This is a genomic window from Athalassotoga sp., assembly GCF_049965695.1.
Taxonomy (GTDB): Bacteria; Thermotogota; Thermotogae; order Mesoaciditogales; family Mesoaciditogaceae; genus Athalassotoga.
Genome location: NZ_JBMFWB010000021.1, coordinates 22273 through 34160 on the forward strand (window position 1 = coordinate 22273; position 11888 = coordinate 34160).

11 protein-coding genes are annotated in these 11888 nt (G+C 39.4%); 6 read left to right on the forward strand and 5 right to left on the reverse strand.

Translation table 11 applies throughout. The annotated features are described in order from the left end of the window. Positions 1 to 36: 36 nt before the first annotated feature. The 4 genes from ACP5NR_RS07260 to ACP5NR_RS07275 are packed head-to-tail and all read right to left on the reverse strand — an operon-like array spanning position 37 to position 2365. Positions 37 to 906 carry an ATP-binding protein gene (locus ACP5NR_RS07260; RefSeq protein WP_428005479.1) on the reverse strand — a complete coding sequence of 290 codons (870 nt, stop codon included), beginning with the start codon at positions 904 to 906 and terminating at the stop codon, positions 37 to 39. Continuing rightward, positions 900 to 1751: an ATP-binding protein gene (locus ACP5NR_RS07265; protein WP_428005480.1), complete on the reverse strand. Its 852-nt coding sequence runs from the start codon at positions 1749 to 1751 to the stop codon at positions 900 to 902. The genes ACP5NR_RS07260 and ACP5NR_RS07265 overlap by 7 nt, the downstream gene beginning before the upstream one ends. Beyond that, positions 1748 to 2074, reverse strand: coding sequence for a NifB/NifX family molybdenum-iron cluster-binding protein (locus ACP5NR_RS07270; protein ID WP_428005481.1), 327 nt, complete (start codon positions 2072 to 2074; stop codon positions 1748 to 1750). The genes ACP5NR_RS07265 and ACP5NR_RS07270 overlap by 4 nt, the downstream gene beginning before the upstream one ends. 48 nt (positions 2075 to 2122) lie before the next feature. After that, positions 2123 to 2365, reverse strand: coding sequence for a hypothetical protein (locus tag ACP5NR_RS07275; RefSeq protein ID WP_428005482.1), 243 nt, complete (start codon positions 2363 to 2365; stop codon positions 2123 to 2125). 219 nt (positions 2366 to 2584) lie between these two features. On the opposite strand from ACP5NR_RS07275, the gene ACP5NR_RS07280 reads away from it, so the two are divergent. The 6 genes from ACP5NR_RS07280 (at position 2585) to ACP5NR_RS07305 (ending at position 10551) form a co-directional block, all read left to right on the forward strand. Then, on the forward strand, positions 2585 to 3733 hold the full coding sequence (locus ACP5NR_RS07280) for a sugar ABC transporter substrate-binding protein (RefSeq protein WP_428005483.1): 1149 nt from the start codon (positions 2585 to 2587) through the stop codon (positions 3731 to 3733). Beyond that, positions 3730 to 5781: an ABC transporter permease subunit gene (locus ACP5NR_RS07285; protein WP_428005484.1), complete on the forward strand. Its 2052-nt coding sequence runs from the start codon at positions 3730 to 3732 to the stop codon at positions 5779 to 5781. Before ACP5NR_RS07280 ends, ACP5NR_RS07285 begins: the two co-directional genes overlap by 4 nt. Then, positions 5782 to 6417, forward strand: coding sequence for a 16S rRNA (guanine(527)-N(7))-methyltransferase RsmG (gene rsmG / locus ACP5NR_RS07290; RefSeq protein ID WP_428005485.1), 636 nt, complete (start codon positions 5782 to 5784; stop codon positions 6415 to 6417). Then, the gene (locus tag ACP5NR_RS07295) at positions 6414 to 7166 is read left to right on the forward strand and encodes a lipoate--protein ligase family protein (protein ID WP_428005486.1); all 753 of its coding nucleotides are present in this window, start codon (positions 6414 to 6416) and stop codon (positions 7164 to 7166) included. The genes rsmG and ACP5NR_RS07295 overlap by 4 nt, the downstream gene beginning before the upstream one ends. Further along, complete coding sequence (gene rsmI, locus ACP5NR_RS07300) at positions 7157 to 7807, forward strand: 16S rRNA (cytidine(1402)-2'-O)-methyltransferase (protein ID WP_428005487.1); 651 nt, start codon at positions 7157 to 7159, stop codon at positions 7805 to 7807. Before ACP5NR_RS07295 ends, rsmI begins: the two co-directional genes overlap by 10 nt. A 245-nt stretch (positions 7808 to 8052) precedes the next feature. Further along, entirely contained in the window at positions 8053 to 10551 is a 2499-nt protein-coding gene (locus ACP5NR_RS07305) for an adenosylcobalamin-dependent ribonucleoside-diphosphate reductase (protein ID WP_428005488.1), read from the forward strand. Here ACP5NR_RS07305 and rsmA read toward each other — a convergent pair. Further along, positions 10531 to 11286 (reverse strand): 16S rRNA (adenine(1518)-N(6)/adenine(1519)-N(6))-dimethyltransferase RsmA, encoded by a 756-nt coding sequence (rsmA, locus tag ACP5NR_RS07310; protein WP_428005489.1) that lies wholly within the window; start codon positions 11284 to 11286, stop codon positions 10531 to 10533. The two genes, ACP5NR_RS07305 and rsmA, sit on opposite strands and share 21 nt — an antisense overlap. Between the last annotated feature and the right edge of the window lie 602 nt (positions 11287 to 11888).

Below are 11888 nucleotides of genomic sequence, written 5' to 3' on the forward strand. Positions count from 1 at the left end.
CGTCACCCGCCACGCGCTACGTGCTGTTTGGCATAATTAAATTTTGGACGATACATTTTCCCACACACGCTTTATCTCATCTGATGCAAGACAATCGTAAAGGATCACGGGCTGCGCATTTTCAGTTGCTCTCTTTACGCACTCATCGTAAGGTATCTTGCCTAAAATTTCGATCTCTTCGGTTTTACAGTATTCCTCAATCTCTTGAGTTTTTGATGGATTTATATCGTATTTGTTCACGACAACACCCATCTTTATTCTGAAATGTCTTACTGTCTCGACTATGCGTCGGAGATCGTGAAGGCCACTCATCGTCGGTTCTGCAACCAAAATCACGTAATTCGTCGATGTTATCGAAGAGGTTGCCGGACATCCGATTCCAGGCGCTCCGTCTATTATCACCAGAGGAATTTGGGAATCGTATGCCACCTTAAGGGCAAGTTTTCTTACTTCGGCTATAAGATCGCCGCTTGTTTCTTCACTTGGCTTTAAAAGCGCATGAACCATCGGGCCGTTGTCGGTTTTAGACAGATAATATTCACCGCTTAAAGATTGGACAAGTTGTAAAGCCTTCGCAGGACATGCTATGGTGCACGCACCGCACCCTTCACAGGCGTATTCTGTTACGGAATAACCGTTGCTGTCAAATTTTATGGCATCAAATCTGCAAACCTGTTCACACACGCCACACATCACGCATTTTTCCTGATCCAATACGGCCTTTTTCGATCCGAAATACTCGTGCTTTTCAATTACCTGTGGCTTTAATATTATGTGCAGATTCGGGGCATCAACATCGCAATCTGCCATAACCCTATCTTTGGCCAGATATGAAAAAGATGCCGATAAGGTGGTCTTTCCCGTGCCGCCTTTGCCGCTTACAATTGCCATTTGAAAGACTAACATTTTGCGATCACTTCTATTCTTTCGAAAAGATCTGAAAATTTGTCAGCGTAATTTTGTGTTTTGGAAAAGAGAAATCCTTTTGAATAATCCCGTGCGATTTTTGGATCGTAAGGAATTGTCATAAGAAGCGGTATTTCCTCTTTATCTAAATATGCCTCTATCTCTTTGTAACTTCCATCATATCTGTTAATGACAACTCCAATGGGAACATTGAACTCACGTGTCGTCTCTATGGCCAGTTTGAGATCGTGAAGCCCAAATGGAGTTGGTTCCGTCACAAGCAAAGCGAAATCTGTGTCATGAACGGTTTCGATAACTGGACAGGAAGTGCCAGGAGGGGAATCAAGCACCACGACATCGACGGCAGGATCGATGTGCTTTTTCAACTGCCTTATTATTCTAACCGGCGATGGTTCCCCTATGTTCATGATACCTTCTCCAAAGATTATTCCTTCCTCTGTCGTGCCTAATTTTATCGTTCCTATGTCCTTTGGCTTTTCGGATATCGCTTTAACCGGACAGACCATCGAGCATACGCCGCAACCATGACAGAGACTGTCGAAGACCATTATGTATTTTGGAGAAACTGTTATCGCCGAAAATTCACAGGATTTTGCGCATATTCCGCAATGTGTGCAGAGATTTCTGTCTATAACCGGCAAAAGGATCTGAACATTTTCTTCATGGTTGTAATTCACGTTAAAAAAGATATGTGCATTTGGCTCTTCCACATCGGTATCAAGCAATTGAATCGTTTTCCCTGCCATGTGCAAAACATAGGCCAAATTCGTTGCCACGGTTGTTTTTCCCGTGCCACCCTTGCCTGAAAGTACCGCGATTTTCATACTTCTTTGAGTTCTCCGTTCTTGAATTTTTCTAATGCCTCTTTTGCGCTGAATCCTCTTCCATCGTAAACTTTGATCTTAGATTCTTTTATGGCATCCATCGCATTTTCACCTGGAATGGCCGAAATTATCGCTGAAACTTTGTTATCTATTGCCAACTGGACAGCCTTTGGACCGGCACCATGTTTTGTTTCTATGTCATTGTTTATGAATTGATATTTCTGATCTTGAAGATCGTAGATCAAAAAATAGGCAGTTCTTGCAAATCTATCTGATATCTTGCTGTCTAAAGACGGCTGATCTACGGCAATCATTATCTTCATGTTTTTTTCCTCCTTAAAAGATTCTAAGGCCGCATTTGCGGCCTTAGATCATTCTTTGTCAAGGTCTTGTATGGCTTTGTTTAATTCTTCGAGTTCAAGTTCGAGTCTCTTCTTCTGGTAATTGTAGAAATCTTTGAGTTCTTCCTTCGTCATGTATCCTCTTCCATAACCCAATCCAAGGCCGTATCCTCTGCCGTAGCCGCATCCTCTACCATAACCTAAACCCAGGCCCAAACCTCTTCCGCGTCCTCTGCCGTATCCTGAGTAGTATTCAAAATCATCTCTCCACATATTTTTTCACCTCTTTTCATTTAAGTTATTTCACATATAAGATTATATCACTTAAAGGAGATGAAGTCAACATGTTTTCCTCGCTGCGCTGCGGAGGTCATCTCGAGGGCATCCTGCGCTGCGCTCACATTAAATAAGCATTCAACTTTTAAAGTAAGTTTGGTATATCTTTATTTTTAGAAAATTTGTTGTATAATTCTGAAAAGGACGGTGATGAATTTGAAGAAGATCATTTTGTTTATTTTGGTAATCACGATTTCAACTTTGGTTTTTGCCACGACCGATATAACGGTTTGGTTCAGTTGGGAAGGTCAAAAAGAATTTCAATCTCTCGTCAACGATTTCAACGCATCACAATCTAATTATCATGTTAATTTTGTCTATATCCCTGATATGACACAAAAATTGCAGATATCCTTAAGTGCCGGCACAGCCCTTCCTGATGTGGCACTCGTTAGGAATGATGTCATAGGAATGCTTGCCTCTGCCAAGGATATAACTCCTGTTGGAAGTGTCGATGCTTTACAGGCATTCACGAAATCTTTTGAATTGAATGGAAAAATTTACGCATATCCTTATTACGCGGATCTTCAAGTTATCTATCTAAATAAAAAGATGTATAACGGTCAAATTCCGGGTTACAATTGGACACTTTCAGATTTGGAGCAGATTGCGTTCAAGATAAAAGAGAGTGGTCATGTTGGTATTGCCATGACCTCTTCTTCGTCATACTTCTTCAATTCTTTTTATGCCGGTTTCAACGGTGGCGTTGTGCCTTTAAAAAATGGAATTCCCATTGTTGATAACAGCGGTACCATGAAGGCGTTCGAATTTTACAATCAGATTTTTAAAGTAGATAAAATAGCGTTTTCGTACAACAAGTCTGCTTTGATAGAATCTTTTAAAACCGGTAAGGCCGGAATGCTTGTTCAGGGATCATTTTTAATTCCCGATTTTCTTTCTTCGAAACTCGATTTTGTCGTGTTACCCTATCCCAACCTTGATGATGGATCACCATTACCGCCTACATTCGATGCCAAAGGTTTTGTCGTTTTCAAAGATAGCGCCGCCGTTAAGGCATTCATCGATTACATAACGTCTGCCAAAAATGAAGAGTACTTCTGCAAACCAACGTACAAATTACCTGCAAACATCGATGCAATGCATGCGCTCGAAAACTCGGACAGTTCTTTCAAAGTTTTGGATATCAGTGCCCAAAAAGGTCTTGTGCTTCCCACAACAACGATATTTAACGATGCTTATTCAAATGCCATTACGACCGCATTGCAACTATACCTATCCGGACAGATGTCTTTAAACGAGGCACTTTCAAAAGCCCAAGAATACATAAATTCACAGGCTAAATGACATTTTTTTGGCTACTTTTCTCTGTAAGTCTCATATTTTTCCTGATTTTCGTTGTAAGGGCAAAGCCTGTTTACACTTTTGCCCTTGCAATTTTGCTCTTCACAGTTAATTTTTTCCCGTTTTTATGGGGTGTGGGTATATCTTTTTTTGATTTTTTCCCGCCGACGATGAAATTTGTCGGATTTAAAAATCTCATAGGCTCCTTTTCGGATCCGGGTCTGATACTTTCTGCAAAAATAACTGCTCTTTGGGCTATGACTTCAATGGCCATGGAAATTTTGATCTCTTATTCGATAGCGCTTTCTCTTTATTCGATAAAAAAATTTTCTGGCCTGCTTTACGCCATTGTGCTCATTCCATGGGCAGTTCCTTCTTACATAAGCGTTATTTCGTGGACTTCTCTTATCGAAGGATACGGCGGAGATTCTTTTCTTTCGAGAATTTTGCATGTAACTTTTAACTTAAGTACCAATATACCGGCGGCATTTTTGTGGAGTGCTTTCGTGGCTGCATGGCTTGGAATTCCTCTCATGACAATCGTCATATTGAGTTCTCTTCAAACTTTGCCACCCCATCTGCGGGATCTTGCAGAAATGGAAGGGGCAAGTTCTTTCGAAAAGGCCATCAACGTTTACATTCCACAAACTTTGCCGATAGTTTTTCCTTACATATTCATAATATTCCTTGAATCTTTTAAAGAGTTTTCGACCATCTTTCTTATGACGGCCGGAGGTCCTGCCATTGTCTCCGGCTTCGGAAACAAATCGATCGTTGGCGCAACAACGGTTTTGGGCATGCTTATGTATGATAAATTTTCCATCACCCAAAACTACGGCGTGCTCGGTGCTTATTCTGTGGCAATAGGGGTTATAATGCTTTTGCTTGTTGCCGTCGGATGGAATTACAGATCATCAAAGAAGAATAGAAATTTGATCTTGGCGATCATCATCGCCCACATTATCTTTGATTTTTGGGGAATAGGTTCAGGATTTTTCGGGATATTGCCGGCTTTGTTTTACTTAATCGCTTTCTTTATGTATGAAAAACGGTCAAAAAGATTTAAAAAATTCGTCCTCATCGGATCGTTCTTTGATCTTGCTTATTTGATTTTTTCCGTTGCCCATTCAGGATTGTCAGGTGTGAGCATATCAGCGGTGATTTCTTTTATCGTGGCATTGACGATTGTTTTCGAAGGCAGAATTTACATAAGCATCTTAAAAATACCGGATTTGCTTTGGAAAGTTTTGAAAATGTCATGGCTTGTGTTTTGGTCGATAATCGTTTTTCTGCCAATTTGGAATGTTTTTGTTATGGGTTTATCAAAAGAAAATATGCTTCCCATATCTAACCTTTTACCCCGTGAATTAACGTTAAATAATTTTTCGGAACTTTTTTCGAATTACAATTTTGGTCAGGCTATTTTGAACAGCGTTGTAATAGGAGTTATGGCAATCGCGATCGTTTTGGTGACAGTTTTTCCAGCCACTTACGCTGCCGCACATTCAAAGCGGGCTTCAAGAATAGGTTTTTTGTTGTTGATCTCGTCTTTCTTTACAGGCATGCATACCATGATACCTTTGGCAATTACCTTTAGATTTTTGGGTCTTCTTGATACTCTTTTGGGTGTTTCAATCGTGATCGCCTTACACGGAAGTGTCATATCTTATTTCTTGCTTTATCCATTTCTTTCTGGTTTACCTAAAAATCTCGATGAAGCGGCAAAAATTGATGGAGCAAATGGATTTACGAGAATGGTAAGAATTGCTTTGCCTTTGAGTTTACCGGCTCTATGGACTATAATAGTTTTTGTGTTTATCGATAGTTGGAGTAGTTTTGTCATTCCTTTGATTTTTCTCAATTCAGAGAGTTTGTATCCGGTGTCAATGACGATGTACAATTTAGTCGGCCAATATGGTCTTACATATTCAAAATGGAATCTTTTTGGTGCCGGATCTGTGATAAACATAATGGTTATTTTGATCGTGTTTTTGATCGCAAGAAAATCAATAATGAGTGGCATAATATCGAAAAATGGAGTCGATGACTGAATGGAAATTTTTGGGCCTTTAAAATCAAACCAAATAGAAATAGATCGGGAAGATATAAACAAATTGAGTTTGTACGTTAGAAAACTTGAAAAGTGGAACGGTATTCACGCTTTAACTTCCGTCTCCGCAAGAGAAATACCGTATGTTTTTGTCGTTGAACCTATTTTGGCATCGATGTCCCTTTCAAAACTCGTTACTCCGGAAAATTGCTTAGACATGGGAACAGGTTTTGGAAATCCGGGGGTGGCAATGTCGATGTATTTTAAGCGTACAGATTTTTTACTTGTCGATTCATCTCAAAAGAAAACGGCACTTTTAAGGCAAATAGTTCAAGAGACGAAAATGGAAAGAATTGAGGTTTTAACATCGAGAATCGAAGATGTTCCAAATGAGAAAAAATTCGATCTCATCGTTTCGAGGGGTATAGGTCCTCTTGAAAGAACACTCGATTACGCTGCCGAATTTGTCAAAGATAATGGGATCATTGCCATTTTCAAGGCGAAATTGGACTCCACCGAATATGCATCGATCAAAAATTCTGTGATTTATTTTGATGGAGTTGTCAATTTAAAAGTCATGTATCCTTCAAAAGAAGTATCAAGATATCTGCTTATCTACAGGGTAAAAAATCCATGATCTGGAATTTAATCGATTCAGGAGCAATGGATGGTTTTAACAACATGGCTTACGATCTTGGACTGCTTTCGAATGTAAAAGATATTCCTGTTTTGAGATTTTACGAATGGAATCCGCCGGCTCTTTCGATAGGAAGGTTTCAAAATACGAAGGATATAAACTTTTCTTATTTGAAAGATCACAATTTCGATCTTGTACGCAGGCCAAGTGGAGGAAGGGCAGTTTTGCACTACGATGAATTGACATACTCAATCGTACTTCCGGCGTCGATGAGTTCGAAAAGTGTGACGGAAGTTTACCTTTTTATCTCACAGGCAATCGTTGAAGGACTTAAAAGCGCAGGTTTGAAATGTGAAATATCTCAGGATAAAAAAGAGAATTATTCACGTTTTTCGGCGTGCTTTGCCGTTTCATCGATTTACGAGATCGTTTTAGACGGTAAAAAGTTGGTTGGAAGTGCTCAGGTAAGAAGAGATGGTAAAATTCTTCAACACGGTTCGATTCCGTTAACTTCCCATGTTGAAGAATATGCCAATTGTTTTTCTCTTGATGAAATTGAAAGAAAAAAACTTCTTATAAAACTTAATTCTTCAATGACATCGGTTGGTGAATATCTAAACTTAACGATCGGAGAATTGAAAAAATTTATCAAATCTGGATTTCAAAAAATTTTGAATGCCGATTTTCGGCCTTTGCAAATGTCTTTTGATGTGGATGAATATGTTCGAGAGGCAAAAGTATGGGATTGAAAATCGTCGCCACGCCAATAGGCAACCTTTCCGATATGTCTCAAAGGGCCATTGAAACTCTTAAATCTGTTGATGCCGTGCTTTGCGAAGACACAAGAAGAACATTCAAAATCATAAGTTATCTTCAAATCTCAAAAAGACTCATCTCTTTCAACGATAAAAATGCTCAAAAAAAGATTCCGGAACTTGTAAAGCAGATGGAATCTGGTAATGAATATGCCCTTGTCAGCGATGCCGGAATGCCGGTCATATCCGATCCGGGAATGAAACTTGTCAACGAATGCCATGAAAATGGTATACCTGTAGATGTAATTCCGGGTCCGAGTGCTCCTGTCTGTGCAGTTGCGGCGAGCGGTCTTAACGTTTCGCATTTCGTCTTTCTCGGCTTTTTACCGCGCGGATCGAAATTAAGGAAATTGATGCGTCAAATGCATGAAATTGAAATTCCGATAGTGTTTTTTGAATCTCCATACAGAATAAAAGAGACGCTGAAAGAGATATGCACTTTCGATCCGGATGCAAGAGTTTTCATCGCAAGAGAAATGACAAAGATGAACCAAACTTTCTATCGTGGAAATCCATGCGAACTTTCTGAAAAAGTTGATACCATAGGTGAGATTACCGTTGTTGTGGAATGGTAATACGATTAAAAATTAAAAGATTAAGATCGTTTTTTCTCTTTTAAATTGCGCAAAAATCGGTTTTGGAGGAGTGAATTTTTGATCAAAAGTAAGTTAACTTTCTCAAACCTTATTTCATTTTGAATTCAAACTCCACTTTCCTCTCTTTTTGACCTACGTCCTTTCATTCACAAGTCTTAAAAGATTTTTTTGACTGTAACTTAAAAAGGGTAAACTAATCTCAGAATCTTTCAAGGAGGGATCTTATGCTATCTGATATCATTGAAAAATTTTCTAAAATTCAACCCACCGATAACGCCAAAAATATTCTCAAAGAAAGATATTTCTGGAAAAATCAAAGTGGTGAATACGTTGAAAAAAATTGGTCGGATGTTTCCAGACGGGTTGCCCGCATTACGGCCACGGCAGAAATTTTGTCTTCTGGAAATATCGATAACATCAAAAAATGGGAAGAAACATTTTATTCTATTTTGAACGCAAGGCTTTTCATTCCAAATAGTCCGACTCTTTTTAACGCCGGTACAGGCGTTAAAGATGAACTGCTAAGAAAACCGATCGAAGAGATGACACTTCAAGATTACGAGGAAGTTTACAAAACGAGAAATCATCTTCATATGCTAAGCGCATGTTTTGTCGTTCCCGTAGATGATAGCATAGAAGGCATCTTTGATGCTGTCAAGAATTATGCCCTCATAACAAAAGTGGGAGGAGGCGTTGGTTCGAATTTCTCTTCTCTCAGGCCAAAAGGCACTTTTGTTGCGGGCACTTCCGGTCGCGCGTCGGGTCCCGTGAGTTTTATGCATGTTTTCAATTCCGCAATAGCAGTAGTGGAACAGGGTTACAAAAGAAGAGGCGCTTTGATGGGTATTCTTGATATAGATCATCCGGACATAGAAGAATTCATCGAAGCGAAGAAGGAAAATACCGGAGAATCGGTGCTGAAATTTTTCAACATTTCCGTTGGAATAAAGGACAAAGAAAAGATCGTCACGGCTTATGAAAACGATGAAGAAATAGAATTATCACATCCCAAATCGGGTGTGGTCAGAAAAATAAAAATTCGCGATCTGCTGAGAAAAATAGCCGAGAATGCATGGAAAACCGGTGATCCAGGCCTTGCAATTCTTGGGGAAATGAACAGGTACAACCCACTTTATCCTTACAGAACGATAGAGTCAACCAATCCATGTGGCGAAATCGGCTTGCCGCCTTACGAAGCGTGCAATCTCGGATCGATAGATGTGGCGAAATTTTATGACAATGGATTTTTCGATCATGAGGCTTTTGATGAAACGGCCAAAATCGCGATTCGTTTTCTTGATAACATAATAGATGTCAACGTCTTTCCACTTAAAGAAATAGATGATGCCGTTAGAAATTCGAGAAGATTGGGACTTGGAATAATGGGTTTTGCGGATTTGCTGTACAAGATGGAGATATCTTACAATTCGGAGGATGCTTTCAAATTTGCCTCTAATTTGATGGCTGAACTTGCACTCGAGTCTCACAGGGCCTCCTACGAACTGGGATTAGAAAAGGGAAATTTTCCACTCTACGATCACAGTAAATATTCAAAAGATGGAGGATTCATTCCGTTTGCAATGGGCAATTCTGAAATGGATGATAAATTAAGAGAAGAGTTTACAAAACTTTCAAAAGCACACAGAAATGTTGCTGTTATGACAGTTGCTCCCACTGGATCCATTTCAAATATAGCAGATACATCATCCGGCCTTGAACCCAATTTTTTGCTTGCCTATACTCGGTACATGAATAAAAGCGATGGAACCAAAGAACCGCTTGTCTATGTTAATCATTTGCTCGTTGAGAAAATAGGCGATCTGCTCGACGAAGATATGAAAAAGCGCATAATGGATGAAGGAACGCTTAAAAATATAGATTCAATACCTGATGAAATCAAAAAGATATTTGTCGTGAGTCATGATATATCCACCGATGCGCACTTGAAGATGCAAGAAGCCTTTCAAAATTACGTCGATAACAACATATCTAAAACCATAAATATGCCAAATTCTTCAAGTGTTGAAGACATACTCGATGTCTATATACGTGCCTTAAAATCGAATGTCAGGGGAATAACGATATACAGGGACGGTTCTTTGCAGACGCAGGTTTTAAACGCAAACAAAAACGTTAAGACCAAAGATGCGCCTAAGGTCAATTTCTTTGTGATCGACGAACACCACAAATTAAGGGCAAGGCCGAGAAAGAAAACTTTAAGATCCGTTACAAGAAAATACAAGGGAGATTCAGGAACAACTTACATAACGGTGAGTTTTGATGATTCGGGAGAAGCGATAGAAGTATTTGTATCTAATGGAGGAGAAACGGCCGAGATCATAGGAAGACTTTCATCTATTGCCCTAAGGGCAGGTGTTTCGATGGATGAGATACTTGAACAACTCAAAAAAGTCAAAGGCGATTACGCAAAAGGAGTTGCCGAAGAGATAAAAAAAGCAATAGATGATTTTGCCGAACTCTGGGGCATATCTGTAAAATCAGATGGCGAAGAAGAGATAATACATCTTGATGGGACAAAGAAAAGTCCTGAAGAAATAGAGAAATTCGTCGTTGCCAACAACCTTAAATGGTACAACGACTACTACATAGATGAAGATGGAAACACATATTGTCCGGTTTGTCTTTCCAAAAATTCACTTGTTAATCAAGAAGGTTGCGTTACCTGTATGAATTGTAACTGGTCAAAGTGTGTCGTCGGATAAAAGATTTGAAAGTTCTATGAATTTTTCTACCGGGATCTCTTCAGCCCTTTGGGTGGGAGAGATCCCTGCTTTGTTTAAAATCATATCCACACCTTTTAGATTGTTTCTTATCATCTTTCTTTTCTGGGAGAAAGATGCTTTTACGATTTCTTCAAACTTTTTCATGTCTTTTATTTTATTTTCCATTTCTTTTGTCCTTGTGATTTGTATAACTGTGGAATCGACATTTGGAGATGGAAAAAATGATTTTCGATCCACATCGAAGAGTCGATCGATCTTACTTCTTACCTGAACAAAAACGCTTAAAGAATTGTAATCTCTGCTTTTTGGCTTAGCCATAAGCCTTTTGGCATATTCCTTTTGAATCATCAACGTCATAGACGGAATTTCAAGATCAAAAAGTTTTTTTATTATCGGAGTGGATATGTTGTAAGGAATGTTTGAAACACATCTGTCCGCTTTTATCTTTCCTTGAAATTTTAAAAAATCTTCAAAGATGAATTCGACTTGCATGCCTTCAAATTTATTCTTCAAAAATTCAAAAAGTTCTCTATCGATTTCAAAGGCTATTACGCTAATTTCTTTCTCAATCAAGCATTGCGTTAAAATTCCCCTTCCGGCACCTATCTCAAGCACCGTTTCACCTCTTGACGCACCGGATTCTTTCACAATTTTGCTTGCAATTGTGGGATTAATCAGGAAATTCTGGCCAAAATTTTTCTTGTAATTTGTCAATATAACACCTCACGTAAATAAGCATTCGGCTTTTACAGTATTCAGTATATTATACTTGATCAAGACCGATTACGCGTTACCCGTCACTGTTTTGTTTTTGCCATAGGCTATTGGCCATGTGCTGCTTTTTAGTCTCTAATATCCAATCTCTAATGTCTTTTTGTGCGTCGGCTCCGGCATTCGCCTTTCGGTGTCTGTCCTCGCTCCGCTGCGAAGGCCACCTTGAGGCATCCTGCCCTCCGCCTCCGTCTGTCATTCCAGTCGAAGAACTGGAATCACCTTTTGCCTTTGGCTGCTTACTCGTTACCGATTACGCGTTACTATTTTTTCTACGTGCCACCCGCTACGAGCCACGCGCTTGTTTTTGCCATAGGCTATTTGCTATATGCTGCTTTTTTAATCTCCCTTTATGCTATACGCCATGCGCTATATGCCATTGGCTATGCGCTGGTTTATCTCTAATTTCTTCGACCTCTTGACATAAGTGGTATCTTTGTGATAGTATAATCTTTGCAATTGGGATTTATAGTTCATTGAAAAACGGGCAGCTATAAGAGTAAGGTTTGGACGGAGAGTTCGATCCTGGCTCAGGACAAACGCTG

Excerpts from the sequence above, each read along its gene's own strand:
- ACP5NR_RS07260 (WP_428005479.1), bottom strand. The coding sequence starts at position 906 with ATGTTAGTCTTTCAAATGGCAATTGTAAGCGGCAAAGGCGGCACGGGA.
- ACP5NR_RS07265 (WP_428005480.1), bottom strand. The coding sequence starts at position 1,751 with ATGAAAATCGCGGTACTTTCAGGCAAGGGTGGCACGGGAAAAACAACC.
- ACP5NR_RS07270 (WP_428005481.1), bottom strand. The coding sequence starts at position 2,074 with ATGAAGATAATGATTGCCGTAGATCAGCCGTCTTTAGACAGCAAGATA.
- ACP5NR_RS07275 (WP_428005482.1), bottom strand. The coding sequence starts at position 2,365 with ATGTGGAGAGATGATTTTGAATACTACTCAGGATACGGCAGAGGACGC.
- ACP5NR_RS07285 (WP_428005484.1), top strand. The coding sequence starts at position 3,730 with ATGACATTTTTTTGGCTACTTTTCTCTGTAAGTCTCATATTTTTCCTG.
- rsmG (WP_428005485.1), top strand. The coding sequence starts at position 5,782 with ATGGAAATTTTTGGGCCTTTAAAATCAAACCAAATAGAAATAGATCGG.
- ACP5NR_RS07295 (WP_428005486.1), top strand. The coding sequence starts at position 6,414 with ATGATCTGGAATTTAATCGATTCAGGAGCAATGGATGGTTTTAACAAC.
- rsmI (WP_428005487.1), top strand. The coding sequence starts at position 7,157 with ATGGGATTGAAAATCGTCGCCACGCCAATAGGCAACCTTTCCGATATG.
- ACP5NR_RS07305 (WP_428005488.1), top strand. The coding sequence starts at position 8,053 with ATGCTATCTGATATCATTGAAAAATTTTCTAAAATTCAACCCACCGAT.